19 protein-coding genes and 1 riboswitch are annotated in these 21,971 nt (G+C 70.0%); of the genes, 2 read left to right on the top strand and 17 right to left on the bottom strand.

The genetic code is table 11. The annotated features are described in order from the left end of the window. Window positions 1-197 precede the first annotated feature (197 nt). The 16 genes from ACZ5CR_RS28195 to ACZ5CR_RS28120 all read right to left on the bottom strand — a co-directional run bounded on the left by ACZ5CR_RS28195 (window position 198) and on the right by ACZ5CR_RS28120 (window position 17,017). Window positions 198-1,598 carry an NAD(P)/FAD-dependent oxidoreductase gene (locus ACZ5CR_RS28195; protein ID WP_468862328.1) on the bottom strand — a complete coding sequence of 467 codons (1,401 nt, stop codon included), beginning with the start codon at window positions 1,596-1,598 and terminating at the stop codon, window positions 198-200. A 590-nt stretch (window positions 1,599-2,188) separates the two neighbouring features. Beyond that, complete coding sequence (locus ACZ5CR_RS28190; protein WP_468862326.1) at window positions 2,189-2,680, bottom strand: hypothetical protein; 492 nt, start codon at window positions 2,678-2,680, stop codon at window positions 2,189-2,191. 86 nt (window positions 2,681-2,766) lie between these two features. Then, window positions 2,767-3,723, bottom strand: a complete 957-nt coding sequence (locus ACZ5CR_RS28185) for a Ppx/GppA phosphatase family protein (RefSeq protein ID WP_468862323.1) — start codon at window positions 3,721-3,723, stop codon at window positions 2,767-2,769. Beyond that, the gene (locus ACZ5CR_RS28180; RefSeq protein ID WP_468862321.1) at window positions 3,720-4,271 is read right to left on the bottom strand and encodes a DUF501 domain-containing protein; all 552 of its coding nucleotides are present in this window, start codon (window positions 4,269-4,271) and stop codon (window positions 3,720-3,722) included. The genes ACZ5CR_RS28185 and ACZ5CR_RS28180 overlap by 4 nt, the downstream gene beginning before the upstream one ends. Window positions 4,272-4,350: 79 nt before the next feature. Further along, window positions 4,351-4,830: an FtsB family cell division protein gene (locus ACZ5CR_RS28175; protein WP_468862319.1), complete on the bottom strand. Its 480-nt coding sequence runs from the start codon at window positions 4,828-4,830 to the stop codon at window positions 4,351-4,353. 202 nt (window positions 4,831-5,032) lie between these two features. After that, a complete protein-coding gene (gene eno / locus ACZ5CR_RS28170) occupies window positions 5,033-6,313 on the bottom strand; it encodes a phosphopyruvate hydratase (RefSeq protein ID WP_468862317.1) in 1,281 nt (426 codons plus the stop codon). 292 nt (window positions 6,314-6,605) lie between these two features. Beyond that, on the bottom strand, window positions 6,606-7,325 hold the full coding sequence (locus ACZ5CR_RS28165) for a transglycosylase family protein (protein WP_468862316.1): 720 nt from the start codon (window positions 7,323-7,325) through the stop codon (window positions 6,606-6,608). Between the two features lie 3 nt (window positions 7,326-7,328). Beyond that, a riboswitch (cyclic di-AMP (ydaO/yuaA leader) is annotated at window positions 7,329-7,521 on the bottom strand. A 181-nt stretch (window positions 7,522-7,702) separates the two neighbouring features. Continuing rightward, a complete protein-coding gene (locus ACZ5CR_RS28160) occupies window positions 7,703-8,737 on the bottom strand; it encodes a transglycosylase family protein (protein ID WP_468862314.1) in 1,035 nt (344 codons plus the stop codon). 136 nt (window positions 8,738-8,873) lie between these two features. Next, window positions 8,874-10,214 (bottom strand): cytochrome P450 family protein, encoded by a 1,341-nt coding sequence (locus ACZ5CR_RS28155; RefSeq protein WP_468862312.1) that lies wholly within the window; start codon window positions 10,212-10,214, stop codon window positions 8,874-8,876. Between the two features lie 109 nt (window positions 10,215-10,323). Then, complete coding sequence (locus tag ACZ5CR_RS28150) at window positions 10,324-11,310, bottom strand: nucleoside triphosphate pyrophosphohydrolase (RefSeq protein ID WP_468862309.1); 987 nt, start codon at window positions 11,308-11,310, stop codon at window positions 10,324-10,326. Window positions 11,311-11,379: 69 nt separating this feature from the next. Next, the gene (locus ACZ5CR_RS28145) at window positions 11,380-12,045 is read right to left on the bottom strand and encodes a SurA N-terminal domain-containing protein (protein ID WP_468862307.1); all 666 of its coding nucleotides are present in this window, start codon (window positions 12,043-12,045) and stop codon (window positions 11,380-11,382) included. A gap of 138 nt (window positions 12,046-12,183) precedes the next feature. Further along, the gene (locus ACZ5CR_RS28140; protein ID WP_468862306.1) at window positions 12,184-13,746 is read right to left on the bottom strand and encodes a protein kinase domain-containing protein; all 1,563 of its coding nucleotides are present in this window, start codon (window positions 13,744-13,746) and stop codon (window positions 12,184-12,186) included. 2 nt (window positions 13,747-13,748) lie between these two features. Continuing rightward, the gene (locus ACZ5CR_RS28135; RefSeq protein WP_468862303.1) at window positions 13,749-14,369 is read right to left on the bottom strand and encodes a hypothetical protein; all 621 of its coding nucleotides are present in this window, start codon (window positions 14,367-14,369) and stop codon (window positions 13,749-13,751) included. A 371-nt stretch (window positions 14,370-14,740) separates the two neighbouring features. Beyond that, window positions 14,741-15,484: an N-acetyltransferase gene (locus tag ACZ5CR_RS28130; protein ID WP_468862301.1), complete on the bottom strand. Its 744-nt coding sequence runs from the start codon at window positions 15,482-15,484 to the stop codon at window positions 14,741-14,743. 118 nt (window positions 15,485-15,602) lie between these two features. After that, complete coding sequence (locus ACZ5CR_RS28125) at window positions 15,603-16,331, bottom strand: HNH endonuclease family protein (protein WP_468862299.1); 729 nt, start codon at window positions 16,329-16,331, stop codon at window positions 15,603-15,605. Next, window positions 16,328-17,017 carry an MOSC domain-containing protein gene (locus ACZ5CR_RS28120; protein ID WP_468862297.1) on the bottom strand — a complete coding sequence of 230 codons (690 nt, stop codon included), beginning with the start codon at window positions 17,015-17,017 and terminating at the stop codon, window positions 16,328-16,330. The genes ACZ5CR_RS28125 and ACZ5CR_RS28120 overlap by 4 nt, the downstream gene beginning before the upstream one ends. Window positions 17,018-17,173: 156 nt before the next feature. On the opposite strand from ACZ5CR_RS28120, the gene ACZ5CR_RS28115 reads away from it, so the two are divergent. Both ACZ5CR_RS28115 and ACZ5CR_RS28110 read left to right on the top strand, forming a co-directional pair. Beyond that, the gene (locus ACZ5CR_RS28115) at window positions 17,174-17,629 is read left to right on the top strand and encodes a nuclear transport factor 2 family protein (protein ID WP_468862295.1); all 456 of its coding nucleotides are present in this window, start codon (window positions 17,174-17,176) and stop codon (window positions 17,627-17,629) included. 33 nt (window positions 17,630-17,662) lie between these two features. Continuing rightward, entirely contained in the window at window positions 17,663-18,091 is a 429-nt protein-coding gene (locus tag ACZ5CR_RS28110; protein WP_468862293.1) for an SgcJ/EcaC family oxidoreductase, read from the top strand. Window positions 18,092-18,161: 70 nt separating this feature from the next. Here ACZ5CR_RS28110 and mfd read toward each other — a convergent pair whose 3' ends face one another. Then, a complete protein-coding gene (gene mfd, locus ACZ5CR_RS28105) occupies window positions 18,162-21,692 on the bottom strand; it encodes a transcription-repair coupling factor (RefSeq protein ID WP_468862290.1) in 3,531 nt (1,176 codons plus the stop codon). Window positions 21,693-21,971: the final 279 nt, after the last annotated feature.

Genomic DNA, 21,971 nt, shown 5'->3' with positions numbered 1-21,971 from the left:
ACACCTCCGTGACACGGAAATCCCGGATAGGTTCAACACCACGTAAACACCAACCGGGCGCTTGCGCAGTCCCGTTGCCGCGTCACGGATCGGCAAAATACGTGTAACCGCCATGCATGCAGGCCGGAAAAACCCGAAGGGGCCGCCCGCACCACGGATGGCGGGCGGCCCCTTCGGGGCTGATCAGTGACCCGAGGTCAGGAGGCCTTGGCCTTCTCCTCGACGGGAGCGACCGGCGGCTCAGCCTTGGCGGCGGGCTTGGGCGCGGGCTTGGCGGCCTCGTAGAACTCCTCGCGCGGCGTCTCCATGGCGCCGAGCGAGACGACCTCGCGCTTGAGGAAGACCGCGAGCGTCCAGTCGGCGAAGACACGGATCTTGCGGTTGAACGTCGGCATCGCCATGCCGTGGTACGCGCGGTGCATGTACCAGGCCAGACGGCCCTTGAGCTTGATCTTCATCTTGCCCATGACGATCATCGCGACGCCCTTGTGCAGGCCGAGACCGGCGACCGCACCCTTGTTGGCGTGGCTGTACTCCTTCTGCGGGAAGCCCCGCATGCCGGAGATCACGTTGTCGCCGAGGACCTTGGACTGACGCAGCGCGTGCTGGGCGTTCGGCGGGCACCAGGCGTTCTCGTTGCCCGCCTTGCGGCCGACCATGTCCGGCACCTGGGCGTTGTCGCCCGCGGCCCAGATGTAGTCGGTGCCCTGGACCTGGAGGGTCGTCTGGGTGTCCACGTGGCCACGGGGGCCGAGCGGCAGACCGAAGCGGGCGAGCGCCGGGTTCGGCTTCACACCGGCGGTCCACACGATGGTGCTGGAGTCGACCTCGAGGCCGTTGTTCAGCACCACGTGGCCGTCCACGCAGGAGTCCATGCCGGTCTTGAGGTAGACCTCGACACCGCGGCCCTCAAGGTGCTCCTTGCCGTACTGGCCGAGCTTCGGGCCGACCTCGGGGAGGATCTTGTCCGCGACGTCGACGAGCACGAAGCGCATGTCCTCGCGCTTCACGTTGTTGTAGTACTTGGCCGCGTCGCGGGCCATGTCCTCGACCTCACCGATGGTCTCCGCACCCGCGAAGCCACCGCCGACGAAGACGAAGGTCAGCGCCTTGCGCCGGACCTCTTCGTCCGTCGTGGAGTCAGCCTTGTCCAGCTGCTCGAGGACGTGGTTGCGCAGGCCGATGGCCTCCTCGATGCCCTTCATGCCGATGCCCTGCTCGGCGAGGCCGGGGATCGGGAAGGTGCGGGAGACCGCGCCCATCGCGATGACCAGGTAGTCGAAAGGCAGCTCGTACGCCTCGCCCACGAGGGGGGCGATCGTCGCGACCTTGCGGTCCTGATCGATGGTGGTGACCCGCCCGGTCAGAACTTCCGCCTTGGGCAGCACGCGTCGCAGCGGGACGACGACGTGCCGAGGCGAAATGCTGCCGGCTGCGGCTTCGGGGAGGAAGGGCTGGTAGGTCATGTACGACCGGGGGTCGACGACCGTGACGGTCGCCTCTCCGTAGCGCATCTTCTTGAGGATGCGCCGAGCTGCGTACAGGCCTACGTACCCACCGCCTACTACGAGGATCCTGGGACGCTCCGTGGTGCTCATGCCATCGAGTATCCACCTGCCCGAGGGGGGTCGCTCGTGCGCCCCTTCACAAGCATGGGTAGACCCTCTGCTACAATTCGCCGCCCACGTGACACAGGCCATAGCGCCCCAGGGGAACCACGGGATTACCCGAGACGTTGTGCACCCCTTGTGAGCTGCCGCTCTCGCCTTCCGAGCCCAGTGGACCACTCACCCGGTTCACACTCCGGACACACTGGCGAACCTTCACTGTCATGGGTCGCACGGCCCTCAGAGGTCACTTTTAGGGGTCCGGGACCCCTGAACATCGGCCAACCGAGCCGATTTCCTTGTGAAGAACTTCACGAACTTTCCCGACAGCCAGTCGCCGACGGGCCTTCCGACCCCTCCACCAGCCTCCACCAGCCGCTCAGACGCTACATGACGCGCTCAGGCGATCGACCGGACGATGCCGTCGAGACGCCCTCCGGACGCGCCGGGACAAGGCCGCGCCGGTCCGGCCGACCCAGGATCACGTCACGTTGCGCTGAACTGTCGTGGACAGCACCGACGCGCTGCGGCACGTCGCCCACTCCACCGCGCACGGTGACACCACCCGCTCGGCAGCACGATCAGCTCGGCGGTTTCGCCATGACCTCGCGGGCCAGAGCGACGAAATCCCCTCGCGCGTCGAGAAAGGATTCGAAAGCCAGATCAATCTCCTGCTGCTCCTCCGACCGCCCCACGAAGAGATGGACCATGCGATAGACCGCGCTCAGCAGGGATGTCGCCGCATCGGCGATCGCGTCAGGCCCGTAGAGCCGGATCCGCACCAACAGCGACTCCCCCCTCAGCGGTACCGGCTCCACCTGAGACGCCAGCCGTTCGAACTCCTCAGCCGCAAGCGACGACGCAGGCTCAGAGGGCAGGTGTTCCAGGGGCTCCATCAACTCCATAAAAGCGAGATACGACTCCCGCCGCTCAGCTCTGACCTGGCGTGCGTGCTCGATCCGCCCTTGATCCTGGGCTTGCCGCCGAGTGGCCGCGTACGTCAGCCAGGCCGCTCCCACCGTCCCCACGACTCCGATGCCCGCCCCGCACAGGGCCGCCACTGCTTGGTCCATTCGGCTCGTCCTGTAACAGCGGCCCCAGCGCCTCCGAAGGAGGTGCTGGGGCCGGATCGCGTCCAAGGCAACTGCGTCACCGCAGATCAGGCCTTGTCTTTCTCTTCCTGGACCTCTTCTGCCACTTTGTAGGCAATGCCGTCGAGGATGTCGTGCTCGCTGACGACGACCTCCCTGGCCCCGGTCCGGTCCATGATCGACAGGAGTACCAGCGCGCCCGCCGCGATGACGTCCACCCGCCCCGGGTGCATCACCGGGATCGCCGCGCGCTCGTCGTGCGTGGAGCGGGTCAGGCGGTCGACGATCTCGGCGACCTGCTCGTAGGAGACACGGGAGTGGTGGATCGCCTCGGAGTCGTACGCGTCGAGGCCGAGCGCGATCGCGGCCACCGTGGTCACCGAACCCGCGAGGCCGACCAGGGTGCGGGCGTCGCCGATCGGTACCGTCCGCTCCGCCAGGTCGAGCGCGGCCTCGATGTCCGCGCGGACCGCGTCGAGTTCGGCGGGCGCGGGCGGGTCCGTGCGGATGTGCCGCTCCGTGAGGCGTACGCAGCCGACGTCGACCGAGCGGGCGGCGCCGACCCCGTCGGCGCCGACGACGAACTCCGTGGAGCCGCCGCCGATGTCCACGACGAGGTAGGGCTTGGCGAGGTGGTCGCTGCCCGTCAGCTCCTTCGTCGCACCCGTGAAGGAGAACTCGGCCTCCTGGTCACCGGTGATGACCTCCGGCTCGACGCCGAGGATGTCCACGACCCCGCGTACGAAGTCGTCGCGGTTCTCGGCGTCGCGGGACGCGGAGGTCGCCACGAAGCGCAGGCGCTCGGCGCCGTGCTCCTTGATGACATCGGCGTACTCGCGGCAGGCCGCGAAGGTGCGGTCGAGTGCCTCGGGGGCGAGGCGGCCCGTCTTGTCGACGCCCTGGCCCAGGCGGACGATCGTCATCCGTCGGTCCAGGTCGACCAGCTCGCCGGTCGCGGGGTCGGCGTCCGCCACCAGGAGGCGGATCGAGTTCGTGCCGCAGTCGATGGCTGCCACGCGGGTCATGCGCGCTCTCCCGCCACGGGCTCGCTCTCCGCCTCGGCGAGGCTCACGCACGCGCCCTTGCGCCACCACTCCGGGAGCATCGCGATCGCCTCGTCGCCCAGGGGGTTCACCCCGGGGCCCGCGGCCAGCGAGTGGCCGACCAGGACGTGCAGGCACTTCACGCGGTCGGGCATGCCGCCCGCGCTCGGGAAGCCCTCCAGGACCTCGATGGCGTCACGGCGCGCGATGTAGTCCTCGTGCGCCGCGCGGTACGCGGCCGCCAGCTCGGGGTCCGTCTTCAGCCGCTCCGACATCTCCTTCATGACGCCGTTGGCCTCAAGGGTGCCGATCGCGGAAGCGGCCCGCGGGCACGTCAGGTAGTACGTCGTCGGGAACGGCGTCCCGTCCGGCAGGCGCGGCGCCGTCTCGACGACGTCCGGCTGCCCGCAGGGGCAGCGGTGGGCGATGGCCCGCAGGCCGCGCGGCGGACGGCCGAGCTGCTGCTTGAAGGCCTCGACGTCGGCGTCGGTGGGCTCGGTGCGCGGGGTGGTCGGCGGGGGCGTTTCCATGCCTGTCTTTCGATCGGTTCGCTACGAGAGGTAGTGGGTGAGGAAGTACGAGAGGTCGTGGCGGGAAAAGTCAGTCGTGTCAGTCGTCGTCGGGGCGGTCGGCCTTGTCGACGCCGTCCCAGACGTTCGAGTACCAGGGCCTGGCGGCCGCCCCCTGGTCGGTGCGCTGCGCCTTCGCCGCCCCGGGGCCGATCACCGTGTAGCCGGTCTCGCCCGGCATCACATAGTGCAGCCGCTCCCGGACACGCTGCTCCGCGTACGCGTCGTCCCGCCAGCGGGCCTTCTCGTCCTTCAGCTTCTCGACGTTCTCGCGGTGCTCGGCCTGCTCGCGGCGCTGATCGGAGATCTCCGCGCGCTGCGACACGTACTGCCTTATCGGGTAGGCGAGCGCGACGACCAGCGAGCAGAGGACGAGCGCGAGGAGCGCGGCGCGTCCCGTGAGCCGGGAGCGGCGCGCCTGACGCTTCGTCTGGGAGCGGTAGACACGCTCCGCGGTCTGCTCGCCGAGCAGCCGCAGCCTGGTCGCGGTGGAGAACCGGTCGCGGTCCTTCACGGCCATGTGTGCCGCCTCCCCGATACGTACGCTGCGCTTCGCTCCGCCTTTGCTCCCTGATTTTTCCCTTGGATGCAAAGCACGTCCCCGCACACGGTACGGGACCGAGTACGGGGACGTACGTAACTACTCAGCGGAGCCGGAGCCCGGCGGGTCCGGCGGAGTCGGCGGGTTCAGCCGACCCCGCCAGTTCAGCCGGTCTGCCGGTTCAGCCCTTGAAGCGGGGGAACGCCGAACGGCCCGCGTAGACCGCGGCGTCGTCCAGGATCTCCTCGATGCGGAGCAGCTGGTTGTACTTGGCGACGCGCTCGGAGCGGGCCGGGGCGCCGGTCTTGATCTGGCCGCAGTTGGTGGCGACGGCCAGGTCGGCGATGGTGACGTCCTCGGTCTCGCCGGAGCGGTGCGACATCATGCACTTGAAGCCGCTGCGCTGGGCCATCTCGACGGCGTCGAGAGTCTCGGTCAGCGAGCCGATCTGGTTGACCTTCACCAGGAGGGCGTTGGCCGACTTCTCCTCGATGCCACGGGCCAGGCGCTCCGGGTTGGTGACGAACAGGTCGTCGCCCACGAGCTGGACCTTCTCGCCGAGCTTCTCGGTGATGACGTTCCAGCCGGCCCAGTCGTCCTCGAACAGCGGGTCCTCGATGGAGACGAGCGGGTACGAGGCGACGAGCTCCTCGTAGTACTCGGTCATCTCGGCGGCCGAGCGGGACTTGCCCTCGAACTCGTACGAGCCGTCCTTGTAGAACTCGGACGCGGCGACGTCGAGCGCGAGCGCGATCTGCTCACCGGGGACGTAACCGGCCTGCTTGATGGCCTCGAGGATGAGGTCGAGCGCGGCGCGGTTGGAGTCCAGGTTCGGGGCGAAGCCGCCCTCGTCGCCCAGGCCGGTGGCGAGGCCCTTGTCCTTCAGGACCTTCTTCAGCGTGTGGTAGACCTCGGTGCCCCAGCGCAGGGCCTCGGAGAACGACTCGGCGCCGATCGGCGCGATCATGAACTCCTGGATGTCGACGTTCGAGTCGGCGTGCGACCCGCCGTTCAGGATGTTCATCATCGGAACGGGCAGCAGGTGCGCGTTCGGGCCGCCGAGGTAGCGGAAGAGCGGCAGGTCGGAGGCCTCCGACGCGGCGTGCGCGACGGCGAGCGAGACGCCGAGGATGGCGTTGGCGCCGAGCGAGCCCTTGTTGTCGGTGGCGTCGAGGTCGAACATCGCCTGGTCGATCAGGCGCTGCTCGGTCGCGTCGTACCCGACGAGCTCCGGGCCGATCTGCTCGATGACGGCGAGGACGGCCTTCTCCACGCCCTTGCCGTGGTAACGGTTGGGGTCACCGTCACGGAGTTCGATGGCCTCGAAAGCACCGGTGGACGCACCGGACGGAACGGCGGCACGACCCGTGCTGCCGTCGTCGAGGCCGACCTCGACCTCAACCGTGGGGTTGCCTCGGGAGTCCAGGATTTCCCGGGCTACGACGACGTCGATGGACGGCACGAGCATCTCCTTCTGGGATGTGACGCGGGTACGCGGGGCGTTGGCCTCGCGGACATGAGCCTAACCGGCTCCCGGGCAAGAGCGAGCCGAGCGACCGCCCGGTGGACAAACCGAGAGCAAAATGTTTCCGAACGGAACAAAGCAGGGAGGGCAACGAAACCCGCCCCGGTGCGTACGGGGGATACGCGCACCGGGGCGGGGAGAGCAGCGCCCGAAGGGGCGCGGGGAACTGCGCGAAGCGAGCACGAAGCGCCCGCGGAGGAAGACAAGCCCCGCAGGCGCCCCGCCAGAACTAGCTGAGGTGCAGCTGCTGACCCGGGAAGATCATGTCGGCGTTGTCGATGATGTCGCCGTTGAGCTTGTACACCTTGTGCCAGCCGCCCTTGACGTCCTTCGCCTCGGCGATCTTGGAGAGGGTGTCACCCTTCTTGACCTTGTACTCCCCGTCACCCTTCTTGACCGTCTTACCGGTCGGGGTCTGGACGGTCTTCTTGGACTCGGTCTTCGGAGCCTCGGTCTTCGGCGCCTCGGCCTTCGGAGCGGCCTGCTGCGGCTGCTCGGTCTGGGCGCTGGGCTCGTTCTTGGGCTGCTCCTGGGTCTGCTGCGGGGCGCTCTCCTGCGCACCGCCACCCTCGTTGGAGGCACCCGAGAGGCCGACGCCGCAGCTCGGCCAGGCGCCCTTGCCCTGGCCCGCGAGGACCTTCTCGCCGATCTCTATCTGCTGGGCCTTGGAGGCCTGGTCGGCGCTGGACGCGTACTTCGTACCGCCGTACGCGGCCCAGGTGGACGACGAGAACTGCAGGCCGCCCGTGTAGCCGTTGCCGGTGTTGATCGACCAGTTGCCGCCGGACTCGCACTGGGCGACGGCGTCCCACTCGGAGTTCGTCGCCGCGGAGGCCGAGCCGGCCGCCATCAGCGGGGCTGCGACCGCGACACCGGTGACGCCCGCGAGCGTGGCGACACGGGTGGCCTTGGACGGGCGGCGGTGCTTGCCCTTGCTGGAAAACAGCATGAGTGATCCCCTCACCGACGCCTGCGAGGTGAGCTGTCGGGTTCGGGCCGATGAAGTTGCCCGGCCGCGCTTCCTTGAGCGCGACTTAACCCCTAGCCGTTCCCGTCCGTTCCTCCGCATCGCTCTCGCGATGCTGAACGGCCGGGCCCGGCGGAAACCTTGGTTCCCCCGCTCCTGCCTACGGCGCTTGCGCGACGACTGTTCCCGAACGGCCGTTGGCAGGACTCGGCGTACCGACCGGCGGGGCCCGCTGTGGCGAGCGGTCACGACCGTAGGCATGGGATCGGTCGATTTCCAAAGACGATCAGGGCTTCTGAGACCCATCTCTCACTTGCACCAATCCAGACATCAGGCGCAAAGCGAGTCGCCAACTTCCCCTACTTTTCGCCCAAATCGAGGCTCTGACCGGGAAGGATGAGGTCGGGGTCGGAGCCGACGGCCTTCTCGTTCTCCGCGTACAGCTCGGTCCACCCGCCCTTCACGTCGAGGTCGTCGGCGATGGCCCAGAGGTTGTCCCCGGAGCGGACCGTGTACGTCCCGTCCGAGCCGTTCCGCTGACGCTCGTCGCCACGGGAGGCGTGCCGACCCGAACCCTCGCGGGAGTCGTCGCCGGGCTGCTTGCCGTCCGCGCTGTCGCCGCGGTGGCGGCCTTCACCCTCGCCGGTGGTGGGGGTGGCGGTCGGCGAAGTCTCATCGCTCTGCCCGGACTTGCCCGAGCCATCGGAATCACCCGACTCGCCCGAATCACCCGACTCGTCGTGATTCTTGTCTCGCGCCTCGTCGCCGGAGCCGGACTTGTCGGTCTTATCGGCCTTATCGGTCTTGCCAGACTCACCGGAAGGCTTCTTGGAGGACTCGCCCGAGGACTTGTCCGAAGACGTGGCACTGTCCGAGGGGTCGGCCGACTCGCTCGGCGACGCGCCCGGCTCATCCGAGTCGTCCGAGTCATCCGAGTCGCCGGGGTCGGCCGACTCCGTCGACTCGTCGGAAGGCGTCGTCGTGATCGGAGCGCCCGGGTCGACGTCGGCGGCGGCGCCGTCCTGAGTGAGCCCGGCGACCGGCGCGCAGCTCGGCCAGGCCTTGGTCCCCTGGTCGTCGAGAACCTTCTCGGCCACGGATATCTGCTGCGAGCGGCTGGCCTGATCGGCGCTCGGCGCGAAGTCGAGGCCGCCGTGGTCCTCCCAGACCCGCTGCGACAACTGGAGCCCGCCGTAGTACCCGTTGTCCGCGTCCGCGCTCCAGGATCCGCCGCTCTCGCACTCCGCGAGCTTGTCCCACGTGGCGGCGTCCGCCGCGCTCGCGCTGGTGGCACCGAGCAGCGGGATGGCGATGGCCGATCCTGCGACTCCTGCCGCGACGATCAGGGCCGGGGCCTGGCGGGGGCGTCGGTGACGACCATTGCCGGAGAGCATGCGGTTGCCTTTCGCGTGACTGGAGCGACGACAGCGGCACGGGATGCCGAGTCGTCGGTGAACGTAGCGGGAGTCGAACGCTTGTCACAAGTCGATGCAGCGGAGATCACGTGAAAGTCACAGTCTTGACGGCATGTCAGCTGGACGGCGTTTCAGATGCCTGATATTTGCTCTGCTGTGCGGGCGCGAACTCCACGGGCAGCGTGCGGAGTCCACGCATGATGAGCCCGCCACGCCATCTCAAATCGTCAGGTTCCGCCGCGAGTCGCAGGTCAGGGAGGCGCCGCAGAAGCGTCGCGAGGGCGGTCCGCCCTTCGAGCCGGGCGAGCGGTGCGCCGAGACAGTAATGAATGCCATGGCCGTAGCCGAGGTGTTGGTTGTCGCGGCGGGAGAGGTCGAGCGTGTCCGGCCGGTCGAAGCGTTCCGGGTCACGGTCGGCGGCGGCGAGGACGACGAGGACGGGGTCGCCGACGGCAATGTCCTCCCCTCCCACGGTCAGCCGCTCGGTGGCGAACCGCCAGGTGGCGAGTTCGACGGGCCCGTCGAAGCGCAGGAGCTCCTCGAGCCCGGTGTCCAGGAGACCGGTGTCGCCGCCCCTGAGGGAGCCCTGGAGCCGCTCGCGCTGTTCGGGGTGGGTGAGGAGGGCATAGGCGCCGTTGCCGATGAGGTTCACGGTCGTCTCAAAACCGGCGAAAAGCAAGATAAAGGCCATTGCGGCGGCCTCGTTCTCCGTGAGGTGCTCGCCGTGGTCGGAGGCGCGGATGAGCCCCGAGATGAGGTCGTCGCCGGGTTCGAGGCGCTTGCGGTGGATCAGCTCGGCGAGGTAGCCGCGCATCTTCTTCACGGAGCGGGCGACCCCGCCCCTGGGGCCTCCCCCGTGGCGGATCATCATCCCCGCCCAGTCACGGAAGTCGTCCTGGTCCTCGCGGGGCACGCCCAGCAGGTCGCAGATGGCGTAGATGGGGAGCGGGAAGGCGAAGTCGTGAATGAGGTCGGCCTCCCCCTTCTCGACGAACTGGTCGATGAGACGGTCCGTCAACTCCTGCACGCGTGGCGCGAATTCGGCGATGCGGCGGGGCGTGAAGGCCTTGGAGACGAGGCGGCGGAGGCGGGTGTGGTCCGGCGGGTCGATGTTGAGCAGATGCGTCATGAGGTTCGCACTGCGCTCGCCCGGGATCCCGGTCTTGCTCTTCGCGTGCGCGGGCTCACCGTGATGGGCCGGATTCTTGCTGAGCCGCGGATCGGCGAGCGCCTGCTTGGCATCGTCGTACCGCGTGACGAGCCAGGCCTCCACGCCACTGGGGAGCCGGGTCTTGTGCACGGGGGCGTGCTCGCGCAGCCAGGCGTAGGCGGGATAGGGGTCGGTGGCGAACTCCCAGGTGAAGAGTTCTGGCCCCTGGGCGGGGTCTGGCCCCTGGGCCTCGGACGCGGGGGCCCCTGCGGGGCAGGCTGCGGGGACGGGCGGCTGGTCTTGCATGGGGTCGACGCTATCCGGCGTACGGGAGGCTTCCTTCCTCTGGCCCGGCGCCTTGCGTACCGTCATCACCGGCTCCGCCGTGTTCGTCCTCAAACGCCGGACAGGCTGATCAGCGGCCGGAATCCGCCTCCGCCACAAGCACCGCGTCCCGATAAGCCCGCGCGGCGACCCGCAGCGCCGCCTCCGGGTCCACGCCCTGTGCCTCGGCCCGTAGGGCGAGTGCCAGGAGTTCGTAGCCGACGCCGTCGCCCGAGGGGGCCCGTACCTCCAGGCCCGCCGTCCGTGCCCGTGCGGCCAGCTTCGATGCCAGTGCCAGGCCCGGCTGGCCCAGGGGGACGCCCTCCGTGACCGATGAGCGCTGCTTCTCCTGTGCCTTCGTGCGGAGCCAGTGCGCCTTCACGTCCTCGGGGGTCTCCGCCGAGTCGTCGCCGAATACGTGCGGGTGGCGGTGGATCAGCTTGTCGACGATCGTGCCCGCCACGTCGTCCACGGAGAACGGGGACTCCTCGTCCTCCTCGGCGATACGGGAATGGAAGACCACCTGGAGCAGGACGTCGCCGAGCTCCTCGCGCAGTTCCTCCCTGTCGCCCTCCTCGATCGCCTCGACCAGTTCGTACGCCTCCTCGATCGCGTACTTCGCCAGGCCCTTGTGCGTCTGCTGGGACGACCACGGGCACTCGACCCGGATCCGGTCCATGACCTGGACCAGGTCGAGGAGGCGGGCGCCCGGCAGGTCGTACGACGCCGGGAGCAGTTCCAGGTCCGGCATCGAGAGGCGGCCGGAGCCCGCGAGCCTCGCCAGGCCGTCCGTCAGGGCGCGGTCGCCCTCGGCCGTGGCGACGATCAGGACCGTGCGGTCGCCCGCGCACGCCGCCACCAGTTCCTGGGCCGTGGGCGCCGCCTGGTCCACCGCCACGCCCGCCTCACGCAGATACGGCAGCTGAGGGTGCGTGGCGTCGGCGCACAGGACCTCGTCGGCCGCGTGCAGGGCCTGCCACGCGGGCCAGGAGAGGAGGCCGGGGGCCACCCGGTGGCTGGTGGTGAGGAGGATGACGCGGCCGGGGGCGTCGGCCGGGGGCGTGGTTTCGTTCGTCACCCGTCGAACGTAACCCACGGCGCCGACAGCGCCGTTCCCGAGGCTGTCACGCCTGCTCGGGCTGTGCCTCTACGCCTGCTTGGGCTGTGCCTCGCCGTTCCCGGACACCTCACGCACCCACGGCGTCTTGGCGTCCGCGCGCTTGCTCTTCTCGACGTCCCACGTGCCGTACCGCGGGTTCAGGTCCACGTCCAGCTTCTTGGAGGCCTTGGAGAGCTCCTTCCAGAAGGCCGCCTGGCCCTCCGGGGCGTTCATGTCCGCGCCGATGACCTTCGCGAGCTTCTGGGCCTCGATCTCCGTACGGAAGCTCTCGGTGAGGCGGGACGGGGCGACGCTGTACTGCTGGAGCCAGCCCTGTTCGAGGGCCTTCTTGCTGCCCGCCTGCTGTCGCAGGCCCGCTTCCATCGTCTGGATCTCGCGGCGTGAGACGGCGACGCCCGCGTCGGCCGCCGCCTGGTGCAGCACCTTGTCCAGGACCATCGTGTGCAGCGTGCTGCGGGTGAGGCCGCCGGTCTTGGCGATGGCCTGCTCGTACTGCTGCTCGTCCGGGATCGCGGCGCGCTGCGCGGCGCGCACCTCGTTCACCCGGCTCTCCAGCTGCGCGACCGTGATCCGGTCGTCGCCCACGACGGCCGCGGCGCCCGGATGGGCCTCGCTGCCGCAGGCGGTGAGGAGGGGAGCCGCGGCGACGGCTGCGGCGGAGAGAACGAGCGCGGTACGACGGCGGCGGTGCAAGTGAGCCTCCCGGTCGAGAGATTGTGCGGCGGTGCACAAAGTCTTGCGGTGATCGATGTTAGGCAGTGGCCGGTCCCTCGGCCACCTATTCGACCAACGATTCTCGAAGAGTTGGGGCACCCTCGCGCCGAGCCGTCACTACCCGCGCACTTGTCCTAGCCACTGCAACGTACGCCGGATCTCCGCCGGGAACGGATGTCCGATCCCGTGCATCCGCTCGGCGTCCAGGAGCAGCCGCCCCAGGGTGTCGTGCGCCGCCGCGCGATCGCCCAGGGCAAGGAGCAAGTGGCCGATGTGGCGGCGGATTTCGAGCGGGCGTTCGCGGTCGTCGGAGGCGTAGCGGTTCTCGTAGTACGGCAGGAGGGCCCTGTACTCCGCGAGTGCTGCCGCTGGTTCGCCGAGTTGTTCCAGGCACTGCGCGGCCTCGAAGCGGAACTGGAGCGAGTGCGGGTCGGCCTGGCCCGACTCCGCGGCGCGCTCGTCGGCGAGGCGGCGCAGTTCGGGCAGGGCGCGGCGGTACTGGCCGTCGTCCATCAGCGTCGCCGCGTACTGCTTGCGCAGGGAGCGGACCACCGTGGAGTGCTCGCCGTGCTTGGCGGCGGCCGCGGGCAGGATCGAGCCGAGGATGTCCACGGCCTGGGTGATGCGGCCTTCGCCGAGGAGGCGCTTGACCTCGTCGACCGCGCGCACCACATCGGTGTGGCTGCCCTGGCTCTGGCGCTGGTCGGGTCGGTCCGGCTGGATGTCGGGGGCCGGCGCGGGTGTCGCCGCCCGGTCCGGCCAGGGGGCGTGCGGGCGCACGAAGGGGCGGGTGGGGTCCAGCGGGCCGCCGGTCGGGATGCCGCGCGCGGGCAGCAGCGGCGCCAGTTCCTCGTAGACCTCCTGGGCGCTGCCGTGCCGGTGCTGGGGGTCCTTGGCGAGGAGCCGGAGCACGAGGGCTTCGAGGGCCTCGGGTACTTCGGGGCGCAGGCGGCGGACCGGGACCGGCGGTTCGTAGAGGTGGCGGTGGAGGACGCCGAGCGCGGTGGAGCCGGAGAACGGCACGTCTCCGCTGAGGAGTTCGTGCAGCAGGACGCCGAGGGCGTACAGGTCGGTGTACGGGCCGACCGCGCCGCCCATCGCCTGCTCGGGCGCCATGTACGCGGGGCTGCCGATGGGCGAACCGGTGTGGGTGAGGCGGGTGGTGTCGGTGTCCATGACCGAGGCGATGCCCAGGTCCAGGATGGCGACCGTGCCGTCCTGCTTGACCATCACGTTCCGCGGTTTGAGGTCGCGGTGCACGATCGGTACGGCGTGCACCGCGCAGAGCACGGCGCACAGTTGCGCGGCGATCGCGACGGCCCACTGCCACGGGTAGGGGTGGTGCTCGGCCAGGTGGTCACCGAGGTCGGCCCCGTCCACGTACTGCATGACGAGGTAGAGGTCCTCGTCCTCCGTGCCCGCGTCGTGGACGGTGACGAGGCCGGGGTGGTCGACCTGCGCGGTGACGCGGCACTCGCGCACGAAGCGGCGGCGCAGTTCGTCGGCCTCGGCGCCCGCGACCCGGTCGGGGCGCAGGAGTTTGACCGCGACGCGGCGGTCGAGGCGTTGGTCGTACGCCGTCCAGACCTGGCCCATGCCGCCCTGGCCGATGAGCGCGGAGAGTTCGTAACGCCCTGCGATGACACGGCCGCCCGCCCCCAGTGGCGTCCCCGGTGACACGTTCAGTTTCCGCCTTCCTGCTTGCGCAGGTAGTCACTGAGCTCGTCGAGCTCGGCCTGTACTTGGTGGATGCGGGCCGGTGCGGGGCGCGTGGGCGGGGGCGGCGTGTGCTGGGCCGGTGGCTGCTGGAGCGGCGGTTGCTGGAGCGGCGGTTGCTGGGTCGGCGGCTTGTGGTGCTGCGGCTGCGTGGGCTGGAGGTGGGCCGGGGTGGCGGCGGGGCCCTGCTGCGGATAGCCGTAGGCGGGCCGCGGTCCGGCGTAGCCCGTGTACTGCGGCTGTCCGTACCGGTTGAAGTGCCGTATGTCCGCGAAGAGGTAGTAGATGACGGCGGCGAGCATCGTCGTGAGCAGGACCACCATGCCCGCGCTGCCGGGCCCCTGGAACTCGTCCTCGCCGGGGTCGACAGCGACGAGCACCAGAGCCGTCACGTCGAGCGCGGACACGAGCCCGAACAGTCCCCAGTCGGAGGGCTTGCGCGTCACGAGCGCGAGCCGCAGCATCATCGCCCAGGCGAGCAGGCCGCACGACATGACGGCGAGGATCACGAACATCACGCGCAGCGTCGTGTGGGTGCCGCCCGAGGTCGGCGGCGGTTGCTGCGGCGCGTAGCCGTGGCCGTGCATGGCTGCTCCTGGTACCTGATGTGGCCGCGCTTTCCCCCGGGGCAACTCGGGGCAACTCGGAGGAACCCGGGGAACGCACGGCCGAAAGTCGAAATACGAACGGATGCTGATTCGAGCGTATAGGCCGATAAGGAGAAGCGGTCCCGGGTTGTACCGAACCGTTGCCGTACTGGTCACGTCCTGATCGCGGCCCCCGCCGCGAGGGGGTCGCGTCACTCCGGCGGAAGCGTGCCGTCCGTCAGTCCGGCAGTCCGGCAGTCTCCGTCAGTCGGGCAGCGCGTCAGTCCGGCAGCCCGTCAGCCCGTCACGCGGGTCGCGGGTCGCGGGTCGCGCACCGACCGACCGGAGTCGGGCGCGGTGCGGCGCAGTGGTCACAGCACGTGCCGCACCCACACGTTCGGCTCCACGTACACCGCGTACCCGCGCTCCGGCTCGCAGAGCACCGGCACCAGGGCGCCCGGCACCTCGACAGGGCCCGCCGTGTCGAACGGAAGTCCCGTCCACGCCCGCCACTGCGCGGTCGACCCGGACACGGTCATCGACGCGTGTGCCACCTTCGCGATGGTGCCGCCCGCCCGCACGTGCACCCGCAGCCACGGGTCGGCGGGAAGACCGTCGTCCCGCTTGCGCTGGGCGTACGTGTCGATCCGCGCGGCCGGTTCGAGGTGTTTGGCGTTCGGGCGCACCGGTGCGACGACTTCCGCGAAGCCACGCGCGCGAGCGGTCTCGCGCATCGCGGCGAGCATCCGCCCGGAGACGCCCTGCCCGAGGTAGTCCTTCGCCACGGTGATCTCGATCGCGCTCACCGTGTCGGGTTTCCTGTCGTGCCGCAGGTCGGAGAACGCCCACAGCATGACCTGGTCCCAGCCGCCGTCCGGCAGCTCCCCACGCCCCTCGGCGTGCAGCGCGAACGGCACGCTGAACGCCTTGGCCGCGACCGCGCCCCGCTCGTCCGTGGCGACAAGGACGTACTCGGGAAGCTCCTTGACGATCCGCCCGATCATCGACCACGCGATGGGATCGTTCCCGATGAACTCCGGCCAGGTGTCGTCCATCGCCATGAGCGGCCCCGCGAGTTCGGGTCGCTCGGACAGCGTCGTGATCTTCAGGTCCATGCCCGGGACGCTAGCGGGCACGGGCACGCCTGTTAAGCCCTTTTCTGTACGAACGAGGTACGGACGAGGTATGGACGAGGTACGGACAAGGCACGCACGAGGTACGTACGAGGACGCCTCAGCGCGCGTGGAACCGTCCCGGCGCCGCCGTCGCAGTGCCCCCGGTCGGCAGCTTCTCCCGCGGGCAGCTCGAAAGGACCTTCTTCATGGCGTCCTGCTCGGCGCCCGTCACCCACACCCCGTACTTCTTCTTCACCGCGACCTGCCGGGCCACGTAGGCGCACCGGTAGCCCTTGTCCGGCGGCAGCCACGTGGCCGTGTCGCCGTCGCCCTTGCCGCGGTTGGGGCCCGCGTCGACCGCGAGGAGGTTGAGCGGGTCGTTGGCGAACGCTATGCGCTTGCTCGGCTCCCACGTGCCCGCGCCCTTCTGCCAGGCGTCCGAGAGGGCGACGAGATGGTCGATGTCGACCTGGCTGCGACCGCGCACGAACGTGACGTCCTTGCCGGTGTAAGGGTCGGGCGCCAGCGCCCCGGAGACCACTTCGCAGTCCCCGCCGTCTCGGTACTTCACGTCGTCCAGGTCGCGCTTGAGTATGTCGTCGCGGGTGCCGCAGCCGTTGGAGTCCGTGTCGGCCCAGGGGCTGCCGAACCGGTCGCGGTCATAACCGGTCTTGGGCGCGCGGCCCTTCACGGTGAGCGTGTCGACGGCGGCGAGCGCGGGGCCCGCCTTGGCGTCGGGCCCGGAAGAGCCGCTGTCCTTCTCCTCGGGCGAGCATCCGGTGACGGATCCTGTGACGAGGAGTGCGAGCAGCAGCGTGGTACGAACCGCGGTGGTACTACGGGTCACTTGACGGTCACCTTTGCTCCGATTTCGAGTGTTCCTGGCGTCACGACGTCCGCGTACACCCCGATGCACATGCCGCGCGACGCGGTGAGCGTCTTCAGGACGCGGTGGTCGGCGGGGAGTTCCCGCTGGGCCAGTGTGGTCATGACGCAGCGTTCGATGCGCATGGTGACACGCAGGCGCAGGCCGCCGTCGAAGGCGATCTCCCGGCCGACCCAGTCCTCCTCGATCCATGGCTCGTCGGTGCCGAGCACGATGTTCTTGCGCAGGCGGCGCACGTCGGCGGGGTCAAAGTCGCCCAGCAGTTCGCCGAGGGCGGCCAGTGACGCGGTGCCGACGAGGGAGACGGCGCCCGCGTCCTGATGGCTCGCCTCGCCCTCGCGCACCAGCTCGATGCCCGCGCCGAAGAGTTCGCCGATACGGGGATCGCCGGGGCGCAGTGTCTCGCCGTCCGGCGTGGTGACGACGGGGACGTCGCCCTCGTACTTCGCGTCGTACTCCAGCATCCCCGGCGTCCGCCGGAATCGGCGGCTGTTCTTCCCGCTCCCCAGTTTCCCGTCCTCGTACCGCAGGGCCCACAGCCGGTCACCGGCCACGCCCCGCCCGTCGACGACGAGCCGCTCGCGGTCCTCCCCCAGCATCGACTTCACCGGAAAACAGCTGAGCCCCACAACGGTCCCTGCCCCCACGGCACTTCCCCTCCCCTGACCCACATGCCTGGCCCACACGCCCGGCCACCACCGTAGCGAGTGACCGGTTTAGACCATATCGCCCCCCACCCGGTCGGCCGCCCATTACCTCCGGCGTAATCGACGCTCCCCGCCGCCCGCGGCAGCATCGTGGACATGAACTCCACGAGCCCCGCCACCGCCACCGCGACCACCACAGCCGCAGCCATCTCCGACGCCACCCGCGCCACCGTCCAGGACTTCCTCTCCGCCCGCCTGGCGGGCGACACCGAGCGCCTGACCGCTCTCTTCGCCGACAAGGTCGACTGGCTGCTCGCCGAGAACCCCGTCGTGCCCTGGATCCGGCCCCGCTCCACCGCCGCCGAATGCGCGGCCCAGGCGGGCGAGTTGGCCGAGTACACCGTCCCCGAGGACGCCGGCGCCACTCTCGACGCCTTCCTCGTGGACGGCCACGACGCCGTGCTCACCGGGCGCGTCGCCGGGACCGTCCGCGCCACCGGCAAGTCCTTCGAGGGGCCCTTCGCGCTGCGGCTGACCGTCGAGGACGGCCGCATCACCCGCCACCACCTCTACGAGGACAGCCTGTCGATCGCCGAGGCCTGCAAGCCTTGACCTCAAGTTGACTTGAGGAACCACAGTGGCCGCATGGACACCGAGAACGCAGTCATCGCAGGTACCGCAGACATCGCAGGCACCGCAGACATCAAGGCCATCGAGCAGGCCGTCGCCACCGTCGAGCGCACCCAGCGCGCCAAGGACGCGGAGGGCTTCCTCGCGCTGTTCCACCCCGACGCACTGTGGACGACCGCCCACGGCAAGGTCCTCATCGGCTTCGACGCGATCGCCGAGTTCACCCGCGCCGTGCTGCCCGCCTCCAGCTGGGACGGCGACGTCACCTACGAAGTGGTGCACACGCAGTACCTGGGGCCCGACGTGATGGCCGTCAAGGTGCGCCAGGTCTACCACTCGGCCGACGGGGACACCGAGGGCGCTCCGCTCTACGTCATGACCCGGCAGGACGACGGGAGATGGCTGCTGCACGTGGGCCAGAACACCGAAGTGCACGTCGGCTAGGGCCCTAGGGGCACAGGCATGCCGGTCAGCGACGGGGGTGCTGACCGGCATGTCTCCTCGGGAGAACCGGCTACGACCCCACGATCGTCGTCAGGAACTCGCCGACCCAGCCGAGCAGTTCCCGCCCGACCAGCGGCTTTCCGCCGACCTTCGCGGTCTTGGGGCGGGGGACCAGGAGCTGGTGGGCGTTGGCCTTGATGACCGTGCCCGGGTAGAGACGCTTGAGCCTCAGCTCCTGCGACTCCCGCAGCTCCACCGGGGCGAACCGGATGTTGTTGCCCTGCAGCACGATCTCGCCGACCTCGCACGCGCGGGCCAGCATCCGCAGGCCCGCCACCAGGAGCAGGTTCTCCACGGGCTCCGGCAACTTGCCGTAGCGGTCGGTGAGTTCCTCCCGTACCGCCTTGACGTCCTCTTCGCTGCTCGCCGACGCGATCGAGCGGTAGGCCGCGAGGCGCAGGCGCTCGCCGGGCGCGTAGTCGTGCGGGACGTGCGCGTCGACCGGCAGCTCGATCTTGACCTCAAGCGGCGGCTCCTCCTCCACACTGCCGTCCATCTGCGCGCGGTAGTCGGCCACCGCCTCGCCCACCATGCGTACGTAGAGGTCGAAGCCGACGCCCGCGATGTGTCCTGACTGCTCGCCGCCCAGGAGGTTGCCCGCGCCGCGGATCTCCAGGTCCTTCATCGCCACGTACATGCCCGCGCCCATCTCCGTGTGCTGGGCGATCGTGGCGAGGCGCTCGTGGGCGGTCTCCGTGAGGGGCTTCTCCGGCGGGTAGAGGAAGTAGGCGTAACCGCGGTCGCGGCCTCGGCCCACGCGCCCGCGCAGCTGGTGGAGCTGCGAGAGGCCGAAGTTGTCGCCGCGCTCGACGATCAGCGTGTTGGCGTTGGAGATGTCGATGCCCGACTCGACGATCGTCGTCGAGACGAGGACGTCGAACTTCTTCTCCCAGAAGTCCACCACCACTTGTTCCAGGGCCTGTTCGGACATCTGGCCGTGCGCGGTGGCGATGCGGGCCTCGGGGACGATGTCCCTGAGGCGGGCCGCCGCGCGGTCGATGGACTCGACGCGGTTGTGGATGTAGAAGACCTGGCCCTCGCGAAGGAGTTCGCGGCGGATGGCCGCGCCGATCTGCTTCTCCTCGTAGGGACCGACGAAGGTCAGGACCGGGTGGCGCTCCTCGGGGGGCGTGGTGATCGTGGACATCTCGCGGATGCCGGTCACGGCCATTTCGAGCGTACGGGGAATGGGGGTCGCCGACATGGTCAGGACGTCGACATTGGCGCGGAGCTTCTTCAGCTGCTCCTTGTGCTCGACGCCGAAGCGCTGCTCCTCGTCGACGATGACCAGGCCCAGGTCCTTGAACTTCGTCTCGGAGGAGAAGAGGCGGTGCGTGCCGATCACGATGTCGACCGAGCCGTCGCGCAGGCCCTCCAGGGTCGCCTTGGACTCCGTCTCCGTCTGGAAGCGGCTCAACGCCCGCACCTTCACGGGGAATTGGGAGTACCGCTCGGAGAACGTACCGAAGTGCTGCTGCACCAGGAGCGTCGTCGGCACGAGGACCGCCACCTGCTTGCCGTCCTGGACCGCCTTGAAGGCGGCGCGGACGGCGATCTCCGTCTTGCCGTAGCCGACGTCGCCGCAGATCAGGCGGTCCATCGGGACCGTCTTCTCCATGTCGTCCTTGACCTCGGCGATGGTGGTGAGCTGGTCGGGCGTCTCCACGTAAGGGAAGGCGTCCTCCAGCTCGCGCTGCCAGGGGCTGTCGGGCGCGAAGGCGTGGCCGGGGGCCGCCATGCGGGCGCTGTAGAGCTTGATGAGGTCGGCGGCGATCTCCTTGACCGCCTTCTTCGCGCGCGCCTTCGTCTTCGTCCAGTCGGCGCCGCCCAGGCGGTGCAGGGTGGGGGCCTCGCCACCGACGTACTTGGTGATCTGTTCGAGCTGGTCGGTGGGGATGTAGAGGCGGTCGCCCGGCTGGCCGCGCTTGGCGGGGGCGTACTCGACGACCAGGTACTCGCGGGTGGCGCCCTGGACGGTGCGCTGCACCATCTCGATGTAGCGGCCGACTCCGTGCTGCTCGTGGACGATGTAGTCGCCGGCCTCCAGGGTCAGCGGGTCGATCGTCTTGCGGCGGCGGGCCGGCATCCGCTGGCCGTCCTTGCCCGCCGCCTTCTGCCCGGAGAGGTCGGTCTCGGTGAGGACCGCGAGCTTGAGGGCGGGATCGATGAAGCCATAGTCGATCGAGCCGCAGGTGACGTGCACGAGCAAGGGCGTGAGCTCGGCGAGCTCCGCGTCCAGGCGGGCCGCGATGCCCTCGCCGCCGAGGACCTCGACGGTGCGGGCGGCGGGGCCGTGGCCCTCCGTCACATAGACGGTGCGCCAGCCGTCGGCGAGCCAGCCCTTGGTGTCGGCCAGCGCCTTCGCGGTGTCGCCCCGGTAGGTCTCGGTGGCGTGCATGCCGAGCTTGAGGGTGTCGTCGTCAAGGTCCTCGTCGGCGGCGAACGGGGAGACGGACCACCACATCATGCCGAGGTCGCTCGCGTGGTCGCGGACGTCCGCGATGCCCCAGAGGGAGGCCGCGCCCACGTCGATGGGGGCCTCTCCGCCGCCCGCCGTGGCGGCCCAGCTGGCCTGGAGGAACTCCTGCGAGGTCGCCACCAGGTCGGCCGCGCGGGTGCGCACGCGCTCGGGGTCGCAGACCACGGCCATGCTGTGCTCCGGCAGGACGTCGAGGAGCAGCTCCATGTCGTCGACCAGGACCGGCGCGAGGGACTCCATGCCCTCGACCGCGATGCCCTCGGCGATCTTGCCGAGCAGCTCGCCCAGCTCGGGGTGGGCCTCGGCGAGTGCGGCGGCCCTTTCGCGTACGTCGTCCGTGAGGAGCAGCTCGCGGCAGGGCGGGGCCCACAGGCCGTGCTCGGCGACTTCCAGGGAGCGCTGGTCGGCGACCTTGAAGTAGCGGATCTCCTCGACGTCGTCGCCCCAGAACTCGACGCGCAGAGGGTGCTCCTCGGTCGGCGGGAAGACGTCGAGGATGCCGCCGCGCACGGCGAACTCGCCGCGCTTCTCGACCAGCTCCACCCGGGAGTACGCGGCTGCCGCGAGGGCTTCCACGGTGTCGTTCAGGTCCGTGGTCTCGCCCGAGCGCAGGGCGACGGGCTCCAAATCGCCCAGGCCCTTGACCTGCGGCTGGAGGACCGAGCGCACGGGGGCGACGATGACGCTGACCGGGCCGGTCTCGGGGTCGTCGGTCCTCGGGTGCGCCAGGCGGCGCAGGATCGCGAGGCGGCGGCCGACGGTGTCGGAACGGGGCGAGAGGCGCTCGTGCGGGAGGGTCTCCCAGGAGGGGTACTCGACGACTCCGTCCGGCGGGATGATCGTGCGCAGGGCGGCGGCCAGGTCCTCGGCCTCGCGGCCGGTCGCCGTCACGGCCAGAACGGTGCGGTCCGTCTCACGGGCGAGGGCCGCGATGGCGAAGGGACGGGCGGCGGGCGGGCCGACCAGGTCCACGTGGGTGCGGTTGCCGTCGGTGGCGGCCTTGACCGCTTCGGCGAGTGCGGAGTCCTTGACGACAGCGTCGAGCAGACCGTGCAGGCTCATGTGGGCTTTCGCTTTCCGTCCAGGTTCGAGGGCGCGCGGGGGCAACGCGAACCGCCCGGCAACGTGAACGGGCCGGGGGGTCTCCAGCGTACGACTCCCCGCTGACAGATGCTGGCCGTCGCCTCCGGCGGCGCCCCTGGGGCCGCGCCCCGGACCCCGGTCCTCAGGCGCCGGACGGCTTGAAATGCCGGTCGGGCCCGGGGGGGGGGGGGGGGGGGGGGGGGGGGGGGGGGGGGGGGGGGGGGGGGGGGGGGGGGAGGGGGGGGGGGGGGGGGGGGG

The sequence above is a fragment of the Streptomyces sp. NPDC031274 genome (assembly GCF_055570235.1).
This window is presented reverse-complemented; position numbering and strand designations above follow the sequence as displayed.

Coding starts and splice junctions, on each gene's coding strand:
- ACZ5CR_RS28195 (WP_468862328.1), bottom strand. CDS start 1,598: ATGAGCACCACGGAGCGTCCCAGGATCCTCGTAGTAGGCGGTGGGTAC.
- ACZ5CR_RS28190 (WP_468862326.1), bottom strand. CDS start 2,680: ATGGACCAAGCAGTGGCGGCCCTGTGCGGGGCGGGCATCGGAGTCGTG.
- ACZ5CR_RS28185 (WP_468862323.1), bottom strand. CDS start 3,723: ATGACCCGCGTGGCAGCCATCGACTGCGGCACGAACTCGATCCGCCTC.
- ACZ5CR_RS28180 (WP_468862321.1), bottom strand. CDS start 4,271: ATGGAAACGCCCCCGCCGACCACCCCGCGCACCGAGCCCACCGACGCC.
- ACZ5CR_RS28175 (WP_468862319.1), bottom strand. CDS start 4,830: ATGGCCGTGAAGGACCGCGACCGGTTCTCCACCGCGACCAGGCTGCGG.
- ACZ5CR_RS28165 (WP_468862316.1), bottom strand. CDS start 7,325: ATGCTGTTTTCCAGCAAGGGCAAGCACCGCCGCCCGTCCAAGGCCACC.
- ACZ5CR_RS28160 (WP_468862314.1), bottom strand. CDS start 8,737: ATGCTCTCCGGCAATGGTCGTCACCGACGCCCCCGCCAGGCCCCGGCC.
- ACZ5CR_RS28155 (WP_468862312.1), bottom strand. CDS start 10,214: ATGCAAGACCAGCCGCCCGTCCCCGCAGCCTGCCCCGCAGGGGCCCCC.
- ACZ5CR_RS28135 (WP_468862303.1), bottom strand. CDS start 14,369: ATGCACGGCCACGGCTACGCGCCGCAGCAACCGCCGCCGACCTCGGGC.
- ACZ5CR_RS28130 (WP_468862301.1), bottom strand. CDS start 15,484: ATGGACCTGAAGATCACGACGCTGTCCGAGCGACCCGAACTCGCGGGG.
- ACZ5CR_RS28115 (WP_468862295.1), top strand. CDS start 17,174: ATGAACTCCACGAGCCCCGCCACCGCCACCGCGACCACCACAGCCGCA.
- ACZ5CR_RS28110 (WP_468862293.1), top strand. CDS start 17,663: ATGGACACCGAGAACGCAGTCATCGCAGGTACCGCAGACATCGCAGGC.
- mfd (WP_468862290.1), bottom strand. CDS start 21,692: ATGAGCCTGCACGGTCTGCTCGACGCTGTCGTCAAGGACTCCGCACTC.